This is a genomic window from Lysinibacillus sp. FSL L8-0312, assembly GCF_038003285.1.
Classification (GTDB): domain Bacteria; phylum Bacillota; class Bacilli; order Bacillales_A; family Planococcaceae; genus Lysinibacillus; species Lysinibacillus fusiformis_D.
This window is the reverse complement of record NZ_JBBOOV010000001.1, coordinates 3,500,140-3,520,660: the sequence shown is the minus strand read 5'-3', so window position 1 is coordinate 3,520,660 and position 20,521 is coordinate 3,500,140. Positions and strand designations below refer to the sequence as shown.

The 20,521-nt window shown below is 38.2% G+C and carries 18 protein-coding genes; 7 read left to right on the top strand and 11 right to left on the bottom strand.

Going from position 1 to position 20,521, the window contains the following annotated elements; all coding sequences use genetic code 11:
• Positions 1-596: 596 nt before the first annotated feature.
• Complete coding sequence (locus tag MHI22_RS17710; RefSeq protein ID WP_089934964.1) at positions 597-1,217, bottom strand: TetR/AcrR family transcriptional regulator; 621 nt, start codon at positions 1,215-1,217, stop codon at positions 597-599.
• A 125-nt stretch (positions 1,218-1,342) separates the two neighbouring features.
• On the opposite strand from MHI22_RS17710, the gene MHI22_RS17705 reads away from it, so the two are divergent.
• The 3 genes from MHI22_RS17705 to MHI22_RS17695 all read left to right on the top strand — a co-directional run bounded on the left by MHI22_RS17705 (position 1,343) and on the right by MHI22_RS17695 (position 5,718).
• Positions 1,343-3,529, top strand: coding sequence for an MMPL family transporter (locus MHI22_RS17705; protein WP_340812438.1), 2,187 nt, complete (start codon positions 1,343-1,345; stop codon positions 3,527-3,529).
• 142 nt (positions 3,530-3,671) lie between these two features.
• Entirely contained in the window at positions 3,672-4,532 is an 861-nt protein-coding gene (locus tag MHI22_RS17700) for a PucR family transcriptional regulator (protein WP_340812437.1), read from the top strand.
• A gap of 103 nt (positions 4,533-4,635) precedes the next feature.
• Entirely contained in the window at positions 4,636-5,718 is a 1,083-nt protein-coding gene (locus tag MHI22_RS17695; protein ID WP_036118135.1) for an ABC transporter ATP-binding protein, read from the top strand.
• Positions 5,719-5,804: 86 nt separating this feature from the next.
• On the opposite strand, the gene MHI22_RS17690 is transcribed toward MHI22_RS17695, so the two are convergent.
• The 8 genes from MHI22_RS17690 to MHI22_RS17655 all read right to left on the bottom strand — a co-directional run bounded on the left by MHI22_RS17690 (position 5,805) and on the right by MHI22_RS17655 (position 14,528).
• Positions 5,805-6,686, bottom strand: a complete 882-nt coding sequence (locus MHI22_RS17690) for a MurR/RpiR family transcriptional regulator (RefSeq protein WP_101966987.1) — start codon at positions 6,684-6,686, stop codon at positions 5,805-5,807.
• Between the two features lie 62 nt (positions 6,687-6,748).
• On the bottom strand, positions 6,749-7,642 hold the full coding sequence (murQ, locus tag MHI22_RS17685; RefSeq protein ID WP_340812436.1) for an N-acetylmuramic acid 6-phosphate etherase: 894 nt from the start codon (positions 7,640-7,642) through the stop codon (positions 6,749-6,751).
• A 5-nt stretch (positions 7,643-7,647) separates the two neighbouring features.
• A complete protein-coding gene (locus tag MHI22_RS17680) occupies positions 7,648-8,661 on the bottom strand; it encodes an N-acetylglucosamine kinase (RefSeq protein WP_340812435.1) in 1,014 nt (337 codons plus the stop codon).
• A complete protein-coding gene (locus MHI22_RS17675; RefSeq protein WP_058844874.1) occupies positions 8,648-9,475 on the bottom strand; it encodes a carbohydrate ABC transporter permease in 828 nt (275 codons plus the stop codon). Before MHI22_RS17675 ends, MHI22_RS17680 begins: the two co-directional genes overlap by 14 nt.
• A gap of 12 nt (positions 9,476-9,487) precedes the next feature.
• Positions 9,488-10,432, bottom strand: coding sequence for a carbohydrate ABC transporter permease (locus MHI22_RS17670; protein WP_271912134.1), 945 nt, complete (start codon positions 10,430-10,432; stop codon positions 9,488-9,490).
• A gap of 86 nt (positions 10,433-10,518) precedes the next feature.
• Positions 10,519-11,832, bottom strand: a complete 1,314-nt coding sequence (locus MHI22_RS17665; protein ID WP_196243723.1) for an ABC transporter substrate-binding protein — start codon at positions 11,830-11,832, stop codon at positions 10,519-10,521.
• A complete protein-coding gene (locus tag MHI22_RS17660) occupies positions 11,829-12,848 on the bottom strand; it encodes a serine hydrolase domain-containing protein (RefSeq protein ID WP_340812434.1) in 1,020 nt (339 codons plus the stop codon). The genes MHI22_RS17665 and MHI22_RS17660 overlap by 4 nt, the downstream gene beginning before the upstream one ends.
• A gap of 165 nt (positions 12,849-13,013) precedes the next feature.
• Positions 13,014-14,528, bottom strand: a complete 1,515-nt coding sequence (locus MHI22_RS17655) for a DHA2 family efflux MFS transporter permease subunit (RefSeq protein WP_340812433.1) — start codon at positions 14,526-14,528, stop codon at positions 13,014-13,016.
• A gap of 157 nt (positions 14,529-14,685) precedes the next feature.
• On the opposite strand from MHI22_RS17655, the gene MHI22_RS17650 reads away from it, so the two are divergent.
• Complete coding sequence (locus MHI22_RS17650; RefSeq protein WP_036118149.1) at positions 14,686-15,597, top strand: TetR/AcrR family transcriptional regulator; 912 nt, start codon at positions 14,686-14,688, stop codon at positions 15,595-15,597.
• Between the two features lie 100 nt (positions 15,598-15,697).
• Here MHI22_RS17650 and MHI22_RS17645 read toward each other — a convergent pair whose 3' ends face one another.
• Positions 15,698-17,341, bottom strand: coding sequence for a sensor histidine kinase (locus MHI22_RS17645; protein WP_089934951.1), 1,644 nt, complete (start codon positions 17,339-17,341; stop codon positions 15,698-15,700).
• Positions 17,338-18,039 (bottom strand): response regulator transcription factor, encoded by a 702-nt coding sequence (locus tag MHI22_RS17640; protein ID WP_101966981.1) that lies wholly within the window; start codon positions 18,037-18,039, stop codon positions 17,338-17,340. The genes MHI22_RS17645 and MHI22_RS17640 overlap by 4 nt, the downstream gene beginning before the upstream one ends.
• Before the next feature lie 103 nt (positions 18,040-18,142).
• On the opposite strand from MHI22_RS17640, the gene MHI22_RS17635 reads away from it, so the two are divergent.
• The 3 genes from MHI22_RS17635 to MHI22_RS17625 all read left to right on the top strand — a co-directional run bounded on the left by MHI22_RS17635 (position 18,143) and on the right by MHI22_RS17625 (position 20,479).
• Entirely contained in the window at positions 18,143-19,282 is a 1,140-nt protein-coding gene (locus MHI22_RS17635) for a DUF418 domain-containing protein (RefSeq protein WP_340812432.1), read from the top strand.
• Between the two features lie 231 nt (positions 19,283-19,513).
• Complete coding sequence (locus MHI22_RS17630; RefSeq protein ID WP_371327994.1) at positions 19,514-20,053, top strand: SLOG family protein; 540 nt, start codon at positions 19,514-19,516, stop codon at positions 20,051-20,053.
• A gap of 111 nt (positions 20,054-20,164) precedes the next feature.
• Positions 20,165-20,479, top strand: coding sequence for a hypothetical protein (locus MHI22_RS17625; protein ID WP_036118164.1), 315 nt, complete (start codon positions 20,165-20,167; stop codon positions 20,477-20,479).
• The last annotated feature ends 42 nt before the right edge of the window (positions 20,480-20,521 follow it).

The window sequence follows — 20,521 nt, the reverse complement described above, 5'->3', positions numbered from 1 at the left end:
TTACCTCAAATAATGAGATAACTCCTTTAATTGTGTTGAAAAACAAAACAATCCATAGAGTTTTGGTGACAGGTGAAAATGGATTTCCGTTGCAGGCTACTTGCTTTCCTGTGGGCGAGCGCATAGCCGCTCCGTTTAGAGGCTTGCCTGTCTCACTATCCCACGGGAGTCAAGTAGCCTTCCACTCCAACCTACAAAATGTTACCTTTTTAGCAGAGGTTTTCAAATAAATGAAGGTGTTCACTACTCTTTATGAAGAGGTGTTGTCACTCATTAAGAATACAGATAATGGGCGATTTGATCGCTATGCTACTATGAAAAAAGTTAAGACACTTTGCCGAATGGTTGATTGGAGTGGAGCCAGCGTCACTCCTAGGGGATTTAGCGTCACAGAGGAGACCCTGGAGCGAACGGAAGTGAGTGAAGCGGCTCATCGGACGCCCCCTGGAAAGGACGCTGGCGGAACGGAAATCAACCCCCACCTTGCTAAAAGGTCGTTTTCTGCTAGTGACATGATCTTTTTTCAACAACATAAAAGGAGTTACCTCAAATAATGAGATAACTCCTTTTATAAAAAATTACATAATCATTAAGTTTTATTTATTTTCAACAGACAGCCAAAAGAAATTTGTTACTTCCTTTGCCGTCACATCTACTGAGCCTAGCAAAGTTTTACCGTCGCCATCTTTAAAATATCCTACTGTCATTAATGCCATAAAGTTATGAGCGAAAAATTTAGCATTTCCTTTTCGAATCGTGCCATTATCCATCTCCACTTGCATGGTCTGCTCTATTGTTTGATACATATCATTTTCAGATGCCTGTACTTGTTTCAGCTGTGGTTCCGATAAATTGATGGTTGCCTCTTTCATAAAATTTTTCATATCAATATCGATAGTCGCTGATAAATGAACTGCCACAAGCTGCTCTAATCGCTCTTTAAATGGTATAGGCTGCTCTAAAATTTCTAGGATAGATAGCTTGATTCGATCCATCATAGCAATTAATGCAGATGTATATAATTCACCTTTAGTTGGGTAGTAGTAATAGATAGTCGCCTTTGTTACGTTACAAGCTTTAGCTACATCATCCATCGAAATATTTTTGTAGCCTTCTTTAATAAAAAGTCTTGTGGCCGTTTCAAGGACAAGATCTTTTGTTGGTTTCGCATTTCCATCATGGCGAGGTCTCCCGAGAACACGCGGTGATTGTTTCAACAAGTTCGCCTCCTTAAATTAAGCATACTTTTTACACATAGTATAACATATGAATATTTCTAGGTTGATTAATTAACCTTCTAGTATATATAATTAAATCACTTACATGAAATGGAGGTCTTCTCATGAAAAAACATCCACTTGAGCAATGGGGCTCAATGGTTGCAAGTAAAAAGGGTCGCTTATTAGCATTAGCTTTTTGGGTGTTATTAGTAGTGGTGCTGTCGTTTGCATGGCCACAAATCAATAGTATAGAAAGTGAATCCGGTAAAAATTTACCTGATACTGAAATGTCTGAGCAAGCAGCGGCGATTATTGCCGAGCAATTCCCTAACGATGCTGGAACACCTTTATTACTAGTTTGGCATCGTGACAGTGGTCTTAGCATTGAGGATTTTACGGCTATCCAAGGTGTTTATAGCGAGCTTCAGGCAAAGCCCTTAGCCCATCAAACAATGATCCCACCATTTGATCAAATGCCACCACAGGCTTTAATGACTTCCGCTTCCGAAAATGGCACAACGATTGTGACACCAGTGTTTTTTGAAAAAGATGTCGCTACAGATATGCTACAGGATAGTTTAGATCATCTGACAAAGGTAATGGAACGCTATCAAGTTCAATTAGATGAGAAATTATCCAGTGATGCACTCCATGTCCGCTATTCTGGACCAGTTGGGATTGCCACTGATGCTGTCAGTTTATTTTCACAGGCAGACGTGAAATTATTAATAGCAACCGTATTGCTCGTTTTAGTATTACTTATTATCATTTATCGTTCACCATTACTGGCTATTATTCCTTTAATTGTTGTAGGTCTTGCCTATGGTGTTATTAGTCCGACACTTGGTTTCTTTGCTGACCAAGGATGGATAGATAAGGATTCGCAAGCAGTATCCATTATGACTGTTTTACTCTTTGGTGCAGGTACTGACTATTGTTTATTTTTAATTTCTAAATATAGAGAAATTCTCTTAGGTGTTGAGGATAAGACTGCTGCTATGAAGCTGACTGTCAAAGAATCAGGTGGTGCCATTTTAATGAGTGCTTTGACGGTTGTCATTGGTCTAGCTACTCTTAGTCTTGCTCATTATGGTGCATTCCAACGCTTTGCTGTGCCATTTAGCTTTGGCGTGCTTGTAATGGGGATTGCAGCACTTGTTGTCCTACCAGCTATTCTTGTCATAATAGGACGTGTAGCTTTCTTTCCCTTCATCCCTCGTACTGAGGAAATGGCAAATAAAAAAGGTAAAAAGCAGCATAAACCTTCACATAAGGTTAGTCATAAAATCGGACGTTTTGTTACACATAAACCATGGATTGTTATTGCTGTAACAGTCATTTTACTCGGGGGATTGGCAGCATTCGTTCCACGTATTCAATACACGTTTGATCTGCTTTCATCCTTCCCAAAAGATATGCCGTCCCGAGAAGGCTTTACTTTAATAGAAGAGAATTTTTCTCCTGGAGAGCTAGCTCCTGTTCAATTGGTTATTGATACTGAAGGTACCGATATTAATTTACAGCAACAACTTGCTGACATCTCTTATATTGATAGTGTTGCAGATGTACAAACTGGCGATAAAAATAAGGCTATTCAATTGTACGAATTAACTTTCAATGTCAACCCCTATGCAAAGGAATCATTAGCCCATATTCCTGAGCTTCAAGATGAGGTAATTAAAATGTTGGAGGTACAAGGGCTCACTAGTGCTGAGAAGCATGTTTGGATTGGTGGAGAAACAGCCAGCCAATACGATACACAACAAATAACTAAGCGTGATGAGACCGTGATCATGCCAACCATGATTGCTTTAATCGCATTATTATTGTTTGTTTATTTACGCTCTATTACTGCTACGGTTTATTTATTAGCAACCGTTATTATTTCCTACTTTGGAGCATTAGGTGCTGGATGGCTAATTTTGCATCATATCATGGGTGCAGAAGCCATTTCTGGAGCTATACCACTGTATTCCTTCGTGTTCCTAGTAGCACTCGGAGAAGATTATAATATCTTTATGATCTCAGAAATTTGGAAAAAGCGTAAAACTGCTGATCATTTAACAGCTGTAGAAGAAGGTGTCGTCCGAACAGGAAGTGTTATTACATCCGCTGGACTCATCTTGGCAGGTACGTTTGCTGTGTTGGCAACTTTACCGATTCAGGTGCTTGTTCAATTTGGTGTCGTTACAGCCATTGGTGTGCTTCTCGATACATTTATTGTACGTCCATTGCTTGTACCAGCAATCACAACAGTACTAGGTAAATATGCATTTTGGCCAGGGAAGTTATTTAAAAAAGAGGCATAAACAGATAACACGGACATTAGATAAGTATGACTATCATACTTGCTAACATCCGTGTTTTTTCTATTAATACTATAAACATTTCATCATATAATTATACTAATTTAACTTTATTACTCTCCATTCAAATAAAGGAGTGGCATAAATGAACCTTCAAAAACTACAGCAACGCTTCCCATTATTAACCCCCTTTTCAGGTAAAACAGACGGAAACTATGTATTTAATTTTGACAACCATCTTTATGAAATTCCAGTACATACCGTGACACAAAGTGAATTTGAGCTGTTGCAAATTTTCTCAGATCCCATTGCCTTGCCACATGACTACGATAGGATTTGGCTAGATTATTTAACAGACCTAACGGATATTGCTCCATCTATCCTTCCTCTACATCGTTTGTTATTTCTTCACTTCGGCAAAGATTTTACAGCACCTGCATTACTCCGCACAATCTTTGAAGCTTTACTAGGAAAAGATATTTTCATGCTATCCATACATCCACAATTATTTGTCATAATCGAATGTATTAAGGGTGATGAAATATTAAATTTTGCTCATTATCTTGATCCATTAATCGAGGATTTACAGGCTCATTTTAAGATTTTCATATCTGATGTTATACCTGACGTAACGACGACTAAGGAGCGATTTAGCTGGTATGTCCACCTTCAACAATTTATTTGGACCTATACACCAAAGCATGTACTCACACAGCAGGAGATTTTAGTGCCATATGTCATGCAGCGTATAGAGTCACATGAAAAGGAGATTTTTATTTCCTCTGTCTTAAAAAGTGCCACCTCTCAGCCTGAATTACTCCATACGATAAAGCAATTGATTGAATATGAAGGGAATATCACATTAGCTTCTAAAAAAATGTATATGCATCGCAATACACTACAAAATCGCTTAGAAAAATTTCAGCTATTGACGCAAAAGGACATTCGGCATTTTTCTCATCGACTAGAAGTTTATTTCGCAATTATTTTCTTAGAATCACTTTAGGTTAACTGCACAATTAATGGCCTCAACACTGTGCACTGTTTCTCTATCACTCTGTGCTGAAGTTATTTACAATAAAATTATGTCTTACAAAGGGGTGTATATTATGGCGGAATTACGGTTAGAGCATATCTATAAAATTTACGATAAAAATATTCAGGCTGTAACTGATTTCAATCTGCATATTCATAATAAAGAATTCATTGTGTTTGTAGGTCCATCTGGCTGTGGAAAAACCACAACTTTGCGTATGATTGCTGGCTTAGAGGACATATCAAAAGGAGAACTCTATATTGATGATGTCCTAATGAATGATGTGGAGTCAAAAGATCGTAGTATTGCCATGGTATTTCAAAGCTATGCTTTATATCCACATATGACAGTCTATGATAATATGGCGTTTAGCTTAAAGCTCCGAAAGGTCGATAAAAAGGAAATAGATCACCGCGTCAAAGAGGCTGCTAAAATATTAGGTTTAGAGGATTATTTAAAAAGAAAGCCAAAAGCTTTATCAGGTGGACAACGTCAGCGTGTGGCACTTGGTCGAGCTATTGTTAGAGACGCTAAAGTATTTTTAATGGATGAACCTCTTTCTAATTTGGATGCCAAATTACGTGTGCAAATGCGTGCTGAAATCCAGAAACTCCATCAACGAATTCAAACAACTACAATCTATGTTACGCATGACCAAACAGAGGCTATGACAATGGCTACTCGCCTCGTCGTGATGAAGGATGGTCTTATTCAACAAATCGGGACGCCAAAGGAAGTATATAATACACCTCATAACATGTTTGTGGCAGGCTTTATTGGTTCACCATCCATGAACTTATTCCATTGCCACCTTACAGAAACAGAGATCCTTTTAGGAGAGCAGAGCTTCCCTATCCCATCCATGTACGTACCATTGTTAAAGGAAAAAAATTATTTTGGGAAAGAGATTGTTATGGGTATACGTCCTGAGGATTTACAAATTACGGATGTCGTTTCTCCCTTTGCTTTTAAGGCAACTATTGATGTTACTGAATTACTAGGTGCAGAAACTTATCTTTATTGTTCTTTAAACAATCAAAATTTCATTGCACGCGTACAGGCTGACAATAATTTACACCCATCCGATAGGGTTTCCTTTGTCATGAGGGAGGAAAAAATCCACTTCTTTGACCCTGAAACAGAAGAGCGCCTTTAAGCATACACTCTAGAGGAAGGCGTCGACTACAGCTGAATCGAAACCAAAAACGAAGACGATACTATGGGATAATAGATCGCCTTCGTTTACTTTATTTTATTTTTTCGTTTCGCCACTTTTTTATGCAGCCCTTGAATGACTGAACGTGTTTCGTCTAAATAGTCAACTGTCTGCTCATAGGCACTCGTCACGACTCCCATAAATAAAATATCAATGACGAGTAGTTGGGCAAGGCGTGAGGAGGTTGCACCACTTCTAAAAGTAGCTTCAACATTTGGAGATACATATAAGCAAATGTCCGCTAAACTAGCTGCTAAAGAACTACCATAGCGCGTTAAACTAATTGTAGTTGCCGGTGTTTCCCTAGCTATCTCAAGAATTTTAGCCACTTCATGTGTTTCTCCAGAAAAGGAAATGCCCACTACGACATCTCCCTCCTGTGCATTGACTACCGCTGTAGCTCCTAAATGTAGGTCCATAAAAGCTCTACTATTTTTATTGATTCTTGAAAATTTTTGATCTGCATCCATTGCTGCTATACCTGAAGCACCCACTCCAAAAAATATAATTTTACGAGCTTGTGATAAAGCAGTGACGGCACGCTCTAATTCAACTATATCTATTAAATTAGCTGTTTGTGCCAAAATTTCACTACTTTGCATCGTCACCTTTTCTACAATCGATGGCAATGCTTCATTTGCCTCAATATCCCGATCTACTGTTTTCGTATGTTGTAAATCACCAGCGATACGTAATTTCAGCTCTTGAACACCACTTATATTTAACGATTTACACAGACGAATGACAGCCGCACTACTTGTATGACTTGCTTCTCCCAATTCAACCGCAGTCATTTTAATTGCCTGTGTTGGGTAGTCTAAAATAAAGCTCGCTACCTTTTTTTCTGAAGGAGGTAGCTTCTCTCGCATTTCTGCAAGCATAATTAAGCCAGCATTTATTTTGTCCATTCTTCCATCCTCATCTCTTGTTGAATGGAGGTTTCCATTCACATCTCGCATCAAAACTTTCTTCATTCCACTGCTCTACGTACATGCCCTTCGGATTGGGCTAGTAATTCCGTTGCTTCTTCTATTGTTGTATTCGTCAGTAGCATCACAATCGATAGCTTCACTTGAAAATTAGTTTGCTCCAAAACACTTTCAGCCTGACTATAAGCAACACCTGTCACATCACAAACTATTTGTTTGGCTCGCTCTCGCAATTTAAAGTTACTAGCATGGACATCCACCATTAAATTTTTATAGACTTTGCCAAGCTTGATCATTGTGGCTGTTGTAATCATATTCAGTATTTGTTTATGGGCAGTGGCAGCCTTTAATCTTGTAGACCCTGTCAAAATTTCCGGACCAGTAATCACCTCTATCGCAATGTCCGTATACTGACTAATGGCAGAATGAGAATTACTAACTAAGCTGATGGTTTTCGCTCCTATTTGCTGCGCGTATATTAATGCCCCCTTCACAAAAGGTGTTCTACCACTTGCCGCAATTCCAATCACTACATCGCGGTTTGTTAGCTGTCGTTTCTTTAATTCTGCTTCGCCTAATGACAGATCATCCTCCGCTCCTTCTACGGCAATCATGACTGCCTCTTCCCCACCAGCCAATATTGCCTGTACAAGCGCTGGTAAGGTACTAAATGTGGGCGGACATTCCACTGCATCAAGCAAACCAATTCGCCCACTCGTCCCTGCACCTACATAAAATAAACGTCCACCATTCTTCAGTGCATGAACAATAGCTGTAATAGCTTGTTCAATCTCAGGTAAAACTTTGGCTATGGCTAACGGTATTTTTTTATCCTCTTCATTCATCAGCTTTACAATTTCAGCAGTGGACATTAAATCTAGATTTGTCGTATCTGGATGGTAGCCTTCAGTCGTCAGTTTTGTCATGCGTTCCATTGAATTTAAATCCCTCCCACGCTCTTTTCATGGATGCTCATCCAAGTTTCTTTTACCGTTTGCTGTAAAGCTTCTGTCATTTGAATCCCCTCACTCAAAAGCCCATTAATGAAAGCCCCAATAACAGGTGGCACTTTAGGTTGTATGAGCCGATTATGCCTAGTTGCTAGCCGTAATGTCTCTTGAAAACATTGCTTAAAATAAAGATTTTCAAATAAACCCCCACTTATGACAATAGGCCAATTTTTCACTTGTGGTTCTTTTTTCAGCATCGTTTGGAGGAATTGCACTAAATGATGAACAGCCTGTTCGATAATATTCTTTGCTTTATCATTCTGTTGTTCAGCTAAACTTAACACCGTCCGAGCTATAGAGGCTATGAGGACACGTGGTTGTGGATGCTCATAAACATGGGTAATGATGTCAGTAGGATTTGTTAATGTTAACTGCTCTAAAATGGCCGCAGTAAAGACATCTCCATTCATGCCAAAAACATCATAATGCTGAGCAATTACACGCAATGCCTCTTGCCCAATATAGTAGCCACTGCCTTCATCTCCAAATAAATAACCCCATCCTCCAACACGACTAACTTGATGATCTTTCCTGACAGCGTATACAATGGAGCCTGTGCCTGCTATTACAACGAGCCCTTGCTGGGTAAATGTACCGCTAGTAAGAGCCGCTACTGCATCATTGGTGATCGTTACCTTACAGGAGCTAGCAGGGAAAATGAAACCAATCCATTGCTCCCAGCGGACTTTATCTACTTGTCGATCTCCTCCTGCCACACATAAGAACACAGTCGAAACATCACTCTTTGTCGCAGCTATCTTTTGTAATAACTGGGCTAGTAGATGCTCAATCTGTATCCTTACCTCGTTTGGTGGTGTCGCCTTCATATTCGTTCCGACTCCTTCAACAACCGCCAGCACTTCTCCTTCTTTCGTTCCAATTACTGCGCGAGTTCTCGTCCCGCCTCCATCTACCGCAATAATGTATTGTCTATTTAATAGCACCAGCCGTCAGCCCTTCCATAAATTGCTTTGAAGCAATAAAGAATAATAGGATCATTGGTAATGATGCTAATGTTAGGCCTGCAAACAGCGAGCCCCAATCTGCGGAATGTTCCCCAAAGAGTGACATCATCCCAACTGGTATCGTCCGTTTCATTTTCTCTGTAATAAAAATAAGCGGGAAGAAAAAATCATTCCATGCAGCGATAAAGTTAATAATGACGACTGTTCCAAGTGCCGGTCTCATTAACGGTAATACCACATGCCAAAGGACTCTTAAGTTTCCTGCCCCATCTATACGGGCAGCCTCCTCCAGCTCATAAGGCATCGTTTTAAAAAAGCCTGTTAAGATCAGCATGGATAATGGTATGCCTGTCGCCATATTCATTAAAATTAAAGACCATAAGGAATTAATTAATCCTAAATCACGCATTAAAATAAAGAGCGGTACAATACCTAGCTTTATAGGGATCATCATGCCTAATAAAAAAATAAAAAACAATGCATGATTCCAAGAAAATTGAAAGCGAGCAATATAAAATGAAGCCAATGAACAAACAACAACAATCAATACAACAGATACAACGCTGACAAACAGACTGTTTAAAAAATACGTTGTAAATGGGATTTTAGATAATAATGTACGGTAAGTCTCTAAGCTAAAGCTAGTTGGTAAGCCTAATGGATTTTTGTAAATGTCCACACTTTTTTTAAATGAAGATAAAATCATTAACAAAACGGGATATAAACTAATGGTCGCCACCGTAAATACCACAAGATAATAAAAAGGTCGAACCCATATTGCACCTTGCTTCACTATATTCACCCCCTACATTTGGACATCCCTTTTATTGGCCAGGCGTAAAAATACCGTGGTACAAACTAAAATAAATAGGAATAGTACCGTTGCTAGCGCAGAACCTAGCCCAATAGCTGTCGCTCCAGAAGCTGTAGAGCTACCAAATGCCAAGCGATAGAAAAATACAGCTAAAGTATCTGTAGAATAATATGGCTCTCCCATGGAGCCCTGCATCGCATATACAAGCTCAAATGCCTCAAAGGACTGGATAAACGTTAAAATTCCCATGATCATAATAGATGGCACCATTAATGGCAAATAAATAGTGCGTAATAATGTAAAGCCTTTGGCACCATCCAATTTTGCTGCTTCAACTAACTCACTTGGAATTCCTTGAAAGCCAGCTAAAAATATTAAAACGCCAAAACCAAGCCCAAACCAACAATTCACTAAAATTATCGCTATTAAAGCTGTTCCAGGATCTCCAAGCCAAGCCTTTTGTAAGGTTTCAAGACCCAATTTCTCTAAAATAACATTTAAGGTACCAAAATTAGGATTTAAGATGAGCTTCCATAAGAAACCTACTACGATTACTGATAATAATCGTGGTAGAAAGAAAGCCGCCTTAAAAAACTCCGCTCCCTTAACTTTTTGGTAGATAATAAATGCAAGAAAGAATGCTAATCCATTCATCACTACCATTTGCAAAACAAAATACAGGACATTATGTTTGAAGGCGTTCCAAAACATGGAGCTATAAGGTTCTGTCGTAAAAAGCGTCACAAAATTTTGGAAGCCAATGAAACCGCCACGAGCCATCCCTTTCCATTCAAAAAAACTATAGGATAAAGCTGCTACTATCGGATAAAGTACAAACATTCCGTATACTATTAGTGCAGGAATTGGGAAAAGATGTATTGTCCATTTTGCCCATGATTTCCTCTTTCTTGACGATGAAGCTGTAGATTCTTTCATGCTGAACAGCCCCCTTTAATCATAATGAGACAACAAGACCCCTATACACCTTAGTGGAGTTTCAGGGGTCTATCTTAATACATTACTTATTGCTGAAAGGGCGTAAACCAAGCTTTAGCGTTTTCCTGTACTTTTTTGGCTACCTCTTCAGGCGTTACCTGATCTAAGTACATGCCCTGTAGCTCACTCTCAAGCAAGCTCTTTGTTGTCGGGTCCCCACCAGTAAAATTAGTCACCCACATATATGGTGTTGCTTCATTAGCAGTCGAGTTACTAATGTCATTTAGCAAGGCGTCATCAGAAGTAATGCCAGGAATAGCACTGATCATAGAAAATTCCCTCACAAACAGTTCACCAAATTCCTTTGTTGTTAAAAACGCTAAAAATTCTTTAGCTGCTTCTTTATTTTTTGAATTTGCATTGATCGCAAATGAACCATCTACCCAAGTTGTCACTGTTTTATGACCTTCTTTTGAAGGAATCGGGAAATACCCTAAATCTAAATCTGGATTCATTTCTAAGACAACAGGAATTTCCCAGCTACCGAGCGGGAACATCGCTGCATCCTCTAAAGCGAACAATGTACGAATATCATCCATTCCCAAGCCTTCTGAATTAGCTGGAAAATACTTTTTCAAGTCGTTCATCACTTGTATAGATTCGATAAACTGAGCGTCTGAGAAATCCTTTTCTCCCGTAAGCACTGCTTGATAGAAATCATTTCCTTCATAAATAGCGGGGCCCACAATACCGTGTAGCAACGATAATAACCAGCCTTCTTTTGTACCCATTGCAATGGGTGTAATGCCCTTTTCTAATAATTGATCATTTAAGGCTATAAATTCATCCCATGTAGTAGGAACTTCGAGATTATTATCTTTAAAAATCTTTTTATTATAGAAAAATTGCGTTGAGCTTAAATTAATTGGTACACCATACTGATTCCCTTGTTCATCACGTGAAGCCATTAATGCCTCTTCAGGATATGCACGCAAACCGCTTAAGTCATTTATTTTCTCAACATAACCCGCCTCTGCAAGCTTCAACCCAGCTGCATATGGACGCAAGTGGAAAATATCTGGTCCTTCCCCCGCTTGTAATGCTGTATTGAGGACTGTGTTATATTCTGTATTTTTAGTTGGGTTAAAGGAAATGTGTATATCAGGATGTTGTTCATTAAATAAAGCAATTACTTTTTCATATTTGGCAACATCTTCTGTCCGCCAACTCCCTATTGTTAGGGAAACCTCTTCTGTTTTCGGCCCGTCTTCTTTACCAGGTGTTGTTGCGTTCGTTGATTTCTTATCGGTGTTACAGCCTACTAAAGCTACAACGAGTAATAAAAGAAACGGCAATAACCATTTACTCTTTTGTCTCATACCAACAGATCCACCCTTCATATCAGTAATTTTTCATAAATCATCGTATGAAGCTTCTCCCGAATCCTTCGCAGCTTTGTATTTCTCCCATAATGCACCGCATTCGTTAAGAAAATAACAAATGCTTTTTGAATAGGGTCCATCCAAATACTCGTGCCTGTAAATCCTGTATGACCAAATGAGTTCTTGCTCCACCTCCTACCAAAACAAAGTGATGTATCGTCCCCTCTCCATACTTCAAAACCAAGTCCCCTATTTTTGAATGTTTTTGTATAGGTAAGCTCCATCCATTCATATGGAATAACCGTTTGTTGCCTGATCCCTAAAAAAATTTCCGCATACTTTGCTAAATCCTCTGCGCACGAAAACAAGCCTGCACTCCCAGCAACCCCATCGAGTAATAGAGCTTTTTCATCATGAACAATCCCCTGAACAAATTTCCCTGCAAACATTTCAGTTGATGCCGCATGCCTTCTTTGTTGCTCCTGCAATCGAAAACGAGTATGGTGCATGCCCCATGACTTAAAAATCTCTTGCTCTACAAAACTGTTGAATGAACACCCAGTAACCTGTTCAATCACCTTTCCTAGTAGAATCATACCTAAATCACTATATACCACCTGTTTATTTGGCTGACACACTACTTCACTTGCCATTATCTCCTGCATGATGTCACGTCTGTGATTCCGCTCTACCACTGGTGTTAAATCTGCCGGTAGCCCTGAGCAATGCTGTAATAACTGTTGAATCGTCATATCTGGGTAATGAAATGTAGGCAAAAATGTTTGAACAGGCTCTCTTAATGTTAATTGATTTCGACTTATCAGCAGTAAAATAGCTGGTACTGTAGCTACAACCTTCGTTAAGGAAGCTAAATCAAACAGCGTATGATTTACAATAGCTTGCTTGCTACCATCCTCAGCTGTATAGGCTCCATAACTGCCTGTTAATAGCCTGTTTTGTTGCTGTTGAACAATTAATACAGCTCCTGGCAGTTCCTTTTCGTTCACTAAGTCATTGATATATGCATCTACCACGAAAGCACCTCATTATATAAAAATCTAAATTTTCTGTAAATTATTATTATCATATAAAATAAAATGATGAAAAATAACAACAAACCTAAAATTTTTTTTCAAATAAACATATAAGAAACCCCCTTCGTTGGTAAATGTTTTACCTATAAAGGGGGGTTCTGTTCATTATTTAGTTGGTTTTTTTAAATCCATTGAAGCTGCTGTGCTTTCAACTTTTACTCGTTTTAAGAAGAAGGCAAGTACTACTGCAATCACTGTTATACCCGCTGCAATTAAGAAGGAGTGTGTAATACCATCTAATAAGGCAGTTTGCATAATCTGATCTTGCATTTGTTGCATTTGCTCTGCTGTAGGTGCCGCTCCTGATTGTGCAGCATTCGCTTTGGCTTCTACAATTAATTCTTCTGCTTTTGCTTTTGTACGGTTATTCATAAATGTAACTAAAATCGCACTACCGATTGCTCCTGATACCTGCTGTAATGTATTGTTAATAGCTGTACCATGAGGATTCATAATTTGTGGTAGTTGATTTAAACCGTTTGTCATAATTGGCATCATGACCATCGACATACCAAACATACGAATTGTATACATTGATACGATATATGTGTAGCTTGAATCAATTTCTAATTTTGTTAAACCAAATGTTGCGATTGTTGTGATTGTTAAGCCAATAATGGCCAACATACGAGGACCAAATTTATCGAAAAGCTTACCAGTGATTGGTGACATAATCCCCATAACAAGTGCCCCTGGAAGCATCATTAAGCCCGCCTCAAATGGTTCAATACCACGAATAGACTGTACGTATGCTGGTGTTAAAATCATCCCTGAGAACATCGCCATAGAGATAATAACTGAGATGACAGACCCTAAAGCAAACATTGGGTATTTATAAATACGTAATTCCAGAAGTGGCTCATCCATTTTCAACTGCTTAATGATAAAAATTATTAAAGCGATGAAGCCAACTGTAATTGTTCCATATACCCATGGACTTGACCAGCCTTTATCCCCCGCTGTACTAAAGCCGTATAAAATACCACCGAATGCAACTGTTGATAAAAGGACTGAAGGGAAATCTAAGTGAACTTCACGTGTCTCCATCACGTTTCTTAGTTTCCACACACCAAATAATAAACTAATTATTGCAAATGGAATAATCATTTGGAAGAGCATACGCCAATCATGATGCTCCACAATGTAGCCTGATAATGTAGGACCAATTGCTGGCGCCATGATCATTACTAAACCAAAGATCCCCATCGCTGCTCCACGCTTCTCTTTCGGGAAGCTTGTTAGCATAACATTCATTAAAAGTGGTGACATACTAGAAGCCCCAGCTGCTTGCACCATACGACCTGCTAGCAGCACACCAAAGTTTGGCGCAAAGCCTGCCATAATTGTACCGATTGTAAAGATGGACATCGCTGTTATAAATAGATGTCTATTTTTAAAGCGTGTCACAAAGAATGCTGAAGCGGGCACTAAAATACCGCTCACGAGCATATACCCTGTTGCTAACCATTGTACCTTTGAATAGGTAATCCCAAAATCCTTCATGATTGTTGGTAATGCCACATTCAACAATGTGTTGTTTAGAAAAGCAACAAAAGCACCCACAAATAGAATAGCTATCATGCCGTAAGGGGGCTTTTTCATTGTTTGCTCACTATTCATTTATATCCCTCAATTCTTTCTTGTGTTTTGCGATAAAACTTATTTTATACTCGTAGTCTACTTTTTTCAACAAATAAGTTTATATTTTTTATAAACGTTGATATGCAAGGGTTTTAAGTGTAGAATAAGAGTATAATAATATAAAAAAGGTGAGGTTATGAACAAAAGAAAAAGACAGATTATTACAGCAGCACGTGAACTTTTTATTGAAAAGGGTTTTCTAGATACATCGATTAATGACATCATCAATGCAGCTAAAATCTCAAAAGGTACATTTTATAATCACTTTACTTCGAAAAACGAATGCTTAATCGCCATTTTGGATGAAGGGCGTGAAGAAGCTAGTAATCGTCGTCATGAGCTTATCTATGGTAAAGACCCTACAGATTTAGAAGTATTGACACAGCAAGTCGCTGTTCTCATGTATGTCAATCGTGAACATAATTTAATACAGATTTTCGAATCCGTCTTCCAATCAAGAGATAAAGAACTAAAGAAAATCATTATTAACTACCATTTACAAGAATTAGAATGGCTAGCCAGCCGACTAGTACAAGTTTTTGGCGAAGAGATTAGCCCAATTAGCTATGAATGTGCTGTCCAAACACTTGGGATGATTAACCTCACTCTACGTGCTGTCTTTATTGCCGATTATAAATATATCAATCGAGAAGCTATTGTACGTGTAGCATTGCGTAATATTAGCGTAATTATACCCACGATGCTTGAGTCGAAAGAAATCATCGTGAGTGTTGAAATGATCAATACCATTCAAAATGTGGTGAACTATAAAACCGTTACAAAAGAAATGGTTATCGAACAATTACAAGGCTTTACAAAGGGTTTGTCGAACAACGAAACAATGGAAGGTTTGGAATATGCTCAATTCTTATTAGAAGAGCTACAGCGCGAAAAACCAAAGCTTTTTATCATCGAATCACTTCTTACTCCTTTCCGTAAGGCATTCGTTGGCACAGAACATATCGCAGAAGCGCGCGATATCGCTAATAACTTATGGCGCTATGTTAAAATTGAACAGCCAGCCGAGCGTTGTACGAAAAATAAATAAAACAAAAAGAGGTATCAAATAAAACACTTTGATACCTCTTTACTCTGTTTAATAAGCCTCGTCCTTCAAGAGCATTCCTCTCTAGAAATCGAATCTAACACTAGTGACATTGGAATTTTAGAACGAAGATGGTTCCATCTTGGCCTGAACGAACACTAATTGTGCCATTGTGTAAATCAATGAGCTGTTTCGTAATGGCTAGTCCTAGCCCTGTTCCTGTTGTATCATCTGTCGTATTCGTTCCTCGATAATAGCGTTCGAATAGATTATCGAGCTCCTCCTGCGGAATACCAGGGCCTTGGTCAGCAATGGTTAGCATTACTTCTTTACCAGTATGTTGTGCCTCCACAACGACCTTCGTGCCTTCAGGCGTATACTTTTTCGCATTAGTTATTAAATTATCCATAATCCGCTTAAGTAAAAGCTCATCTGCTTGCAGCAACACATCACCATATACCTTTACACATACCTGTTCATCTGCAAATTGTGGTAACCATATGGCTAGCGGTAATAACACTTTATCCAGCTGTATCGCTTTATTTTTTAATTGGTACGTATAGGTTAAATCCTGAATGAGTGCATCCATGTATGTCGCCTTTTCTTGCATGGTTTGTGCAAAAATACGCATCTCATCCTTTGTCCACTCATATTCCTCAGATGCAAGCATAGTGGAATAGCCATAAATGGAGCTTAACGGGGTCTTTAGATCGTGCGATAAGCCTGTTATCCACTCCTCACGTAAATGCTCTGCATGCTTGATTTGTCTTTCATTTGAATCAAGTCGTTCAGATAGATGATTGAGTGACTCCTCTACAGGTTGAAACAGTTTAAATTTCCGTTTTAACTTCCCTGTTTTTTGATGATGGATTTTTTTATCACTAATTTCACTGTAATCAAATTGAGTTAGTCGTTCAATGCGTGATATAACATAGACTAATGGTCGTACAAATTGTCGTGAAATACTGATGGATAAAAAGATAACGCCCAACAGCAATATAATATGCCCTCCAAAGAAGATAGAAACGAACAATACCATCGCCTTATTAAAAGGCTCTTCAAAAGGCTTATAAGATGGGTTAGGCATTCGCACAACAAATGTCATATCGTTGGCTAAGGCTGTGCTTTGCTTCAGCTCCGCATGCTCGAAAATATCGTATTTTTCCTCTAGTAATTGTGGCTTATTTAGCTTCTCATAGCGTTCGCCAATGACTTCAATCCGATTCCATTGCTCGTCATAGATTTCAACACTGGCTTTATTTTCTTTTAGACGTTGCCGTGTTACAGCAGAAATATTCCCTGTTGCTGTCCAGTTTTCAAGTGCCTCCTCAAAAAGTGGTTGGACAGGAGTAGTCGGAAGAAATAATAAATAGTAATTTGGCAGTTCCCACGTATGCATACCCGGTTGTTTCAATGCCAATAGTTCATTATCTGACTTGCCACATAATCCACATGTATCTCCCGTATAATCAACAATTGTCATGGATGAATCAAATAAATAGAGCTGTCCTACATTTTCCTCAGCTCTCTTCACTAAATAATCAGCAATTTTAACCGTCTTCCCTTTCTCTACAACGGCATCATCTTCAATTTCAAAGGAGCTCATTACATGAATGTTGTCACCGACACGTTCATTGATAAAGATAGCGAAAAACACCAGACTTATAATAAAACCTGAAATGATCAATAGATAGAATATGATGAAATACGACACAAAACGGAGTGTTAATTTTCCAGCAGACTTCATGAAGAAATGTCTCCAACTAGCTTATAGCCAATACCTCTGACAGTGATAATGCAGGTCGGCTTTCCAGGATTTTTTTCTATTTTTTCTCGCAGCTTTCTTATATGTACCATCACTGTATTATCATCAAATAAGCAATCACCCCATACGCGCTCGTATATTTGCTCTTTTGATAACACTTGCCCTACATTGTCACATAAATATTTTAATAAATGAAACAAGCGACCACTGATTATTTCCTTCACCCCGTCTACCTCGATTTCTGCTGCGTCAATGTCAAATGTAAAACGGCTGCAAGTAAATACATGATTTTCTGGTACACTCTTTTTCTTCATGTAACGGACTAACTGTACCTTTACTCGTGCTACAAGCTCTAATGGGTTAAATGGTTTTGTAATATAATCATCTGCGCCATTCATAAAACCGCGAAGTTTATCTGCATCACTGCTTTTTGCAGTTAAATAAAAAATAGGGGCATCACTTTTTTCCCGAATCCTATTCGCGATATCCAGCCCACTTCCATCTGGCAGCATGATATCTAATAGATAAAAGTCAAATGTTTTAGTATTCATTTCATCTTTTGCTTCTTCAATTGTGTTACATAATGTAATATTGGTAATTCCTTCTTTTCTTAAAATGATTTCAATCATTTCAGCAATGGCACGTTCATCCTCTAACACTAAAATTGATGCGTCCTGCATTTCCTCACCTACTTTTAAGATTAATTTAAGGTAGTCATTATTTCACCATAAGCTTCCTTCACTATTCTATGTATAAGATAACCAATTAAGGAGATAAAACGCAATGACAACTAAACGTGTTACTTTCATTGATACGATGCGTGGATTTAGTTTATTTGGCATCTTAATGGCGAATTTACTGATTTTCCAGTACGGGATGTATGGCAAAGATGAATTAAAAAATCTTTCTACCTTAGATAATGGAGCTTTATATTTTGTGAAAATTGTGATTGAAGGCTCGTTTATGCCTATCTTCACTATATTATTCGGCTTCTCACTTATTAAATTAATTGAATCCATTCGCGGAAAAAAGAATAAAAGTCGCTGGTCTATTTTACGCCGTGCTACTGGCTTGATTGCTCTCGGCTTACTTCATTCCACTTTATTATGGGAAGGCGATATTCTATTTTCTTATGGCTGTATGACTTTATTTTTGATTCCTTTTATTAATCGGAAGCCGAAAACGCTATTTATATGGGCCAGTATCCTTTTCGTCCTAACAACGGCATTAACATACGGCTCTATGGAAGCTTCAAAAAAGGAACAAAAAGAGCTAGATACCTATATTGAAAAAGCAGATAACGTTTACGCTAACGGAAGCTACTCAGAAATTTTTGATTTTCGAGCTAATGCTGAAGTACCGGGAATGGAAGAGCCAGCCTTCCTCTTCATTTTATTAATTTTTACACCGTTGTTCTACGCACCTCTATTCCTTTTCGGTATGGCACTTGCTAAAAAGCAAGCCTTCATGGAGATGGATAAGGAAATGAAATGGTATAAGCTAGGTACTCTCCTCGTTCCTATTGGGCTCGTATGTAAAAGTCTAAGTTTTATAGAAAGTGCCTTTTCTTCCATCTTATTAATGGGTGGCGCTCAGTTACTAGCGGTTGGCTATGTTTGCCTTGCAGCACTCATTTATAAAACACGTCCTGTACAACTACTTGCACCAGCATTTGAGAGCGTTGGAAAACTGTCATTAACCAATTATTTACTACAAACCATTATTTGTACAACTGTTTTTTATGGCTATGGTCTCGGATTATACGGTAAACTGGGCGTCTTTGGTGGTATCCTATTCGGAATCGTTGTATATGGCTTGCAATGTGTTTTCAGCCTTGCCTATTTAAAGAAATTTAAACGTGGCCCATTTGAGACAATCTTACGGATATGGACGAATTGGTCTTGGACTGGGCAGGTAAAATAAAACTCAACAGGTAGGCAAATAAGAAAGGAATTATTTTATATGAATAGTGACACTAAAGAAGACTTTACAGACTCATGGTGGTTTTTAGGTATTTGTGCGGCTGTAGCAGTGATTCTAACACTACTTGCATTTTCATAGACAATTGCATGGAATTCGTTTTCATTTGCCCCCTACTGTATACTAGAACTACAACTATACAGCTTAGGGGGTATTTTGTTGTTACAGCGTATTATGATTACTGGCTATAAGCCACATGAACTTGGTATTTTTAATGATAAACATCCTGGCATTGCCATCATAAAAAAAGCACTGGAAGCCCGTCTACGCACACTACTTGATGAAGGACTGGAATGGGTTATTATCAGTGGTCAGCAGGGTGTAGAATCTTGGAGTGCTGAAGTTGTTTTAATGCTAAAAAAAGAATTTCCACATTTAAAATATGCCGTTATTACACCATTTTTAGAGCAAGAGAAAAATTGGCAGGACCATAAAAGGGAAAAGTATCAAACATTAATTGCCCAAGCCGATTTTGTTACAAGCGTGACCAAAAAACCATACGAAGCACCCTGGCAATTTGTTGAGAAGGATAAATTTATTATTCAAAATACAGATGGGCTTTTATTAATTTACGATGAAGAAAATGAAGGTTCTCCGAAATATATTAAGCGACTTGCTGAAAAATATATGGAATCTCATGACTACACTCTTTTAATCGTAAATGCCTATGATTTACAAGTAATAGCAGAGGACATACAGCAACAAGATTGGTAGAAAAATATTGATATAATTTTCTGATAATTATATACTAAAATTAATAAAACCCTTATTTGTAACTAGTTCACATACGGACGTTACTAATAATTTGAAAGGAGCTATCATCATTTGAATAAACAGATTGAAATGATTCTTGAAGCTTCTCCCGTAAATGTTGCTCACGATACCTACCGCAGAGAATGCCGCTATACACGAGGAATTCATATTGAAGAACAAGAATTTCTAGCTATTTTAAATACAATGAGCAATGATGCACGCCTCTATTTCGATTTCCATAATCCTCGGAAAGAGATTAAAAAGGGAACCTATTTAAATGGACACTCTGGTCTAGCCTACAATATTTATGATTACTATAAACAAAATTATAAAATTGAAGTTTCCGAATTAATTAATGGTAAAGATTTTTATGTAAAAATAATATAAAATGTAAGCCCCTTTAAAGTTTTACCTTTAAAGGGGCCTCTT

Coding starts and splice junctions, on each gene's coding strand:
- MHI22_RS17665 (WP_196243723.1), bottom strand. CDS start 11,832: ATGAAGGGTGGATCTGTTGGTATGAGACAAAAGAGTAAATGGTTATTG.
- MHI22_RS17695 (WP_036118135.1), top strand. CDS start 4,636: ATGGCGGAATTACGGTTAGAGCATATCTATAAAATTTACGATAAAAAT.
- MHI22_RS17690 (WP_101966987.1), bottom strand. CDS start 6,686: ATGGACAAAATAAATGCTGGCTTAATTATGCTTGCAGAAATGCGAGAG.
- MHI22_RS17640 (WP_101966981.1), bottom strand. CDS start 18,039: ATGCAGGACGCATCAATTTTAGTGTTAGAGGATGAACGTGCCATTGCT.
- MHI22_RS17670 (WP_271912134.1), bottom strand. CDS start 10,432: ATGAAAGAATCTACAGCTTCATCGTCAAGAAAGAGGAAATCATGGGCA.
- MHI22_RS17645 (WP_089934951.1), bottom strand. CDS start 17,341: ATGAAGTCTGCTGGAAAATTAACACTCCGTTTTGTGTCGTATTTCATC.
- MHI22_RS17635 (WP_340812432.1), top strand. CDS start 18,143: ATGACAACTAAACGTGTTACTTTCATTGATACGATGCGTGGATTTAGT.
- MHI22_RS17705 (WP_340812438.1), top strand. CDS start 1,343: ATGAAAAAACATCCACTTGAGCAATGGGGCTCAATGGTTGCAAGTAAA.
- MHI22_RS17650 (WP_036118149.1), top strand. CDS start 14,686: ATGAACAAAAGAAAAAGACAGATTATTACAGCAGCACGTGAACTTTTT.
- MHI22_RS17655 (WP_340812433.1), bottom strand. CDS start 14,528: ATGAATAGTGAGCAAACAATGAAAAAGCCCCCTTACGGCATGATAGCT.
- MHI22_RS17630 (WP_371327994.1), top strand. CDS start 19,514: ATGATTACTGGCTATAAGCCACATGAACTTGGTATTTTTAATGATAAA.
- MHI22_RS17700 (WP_340812437.1), top strand. CDS start 3,672: ATGAACCTTCAAAAACTACAGCAACGCTTCCCATTATTAACCCCCTTT.
- murQ (WP_340812436.1), bottom strand. CDS start 7,642: ATGGAACGCATGACAAAACTGACGACTGAAGGCTACCATCCAGATACG.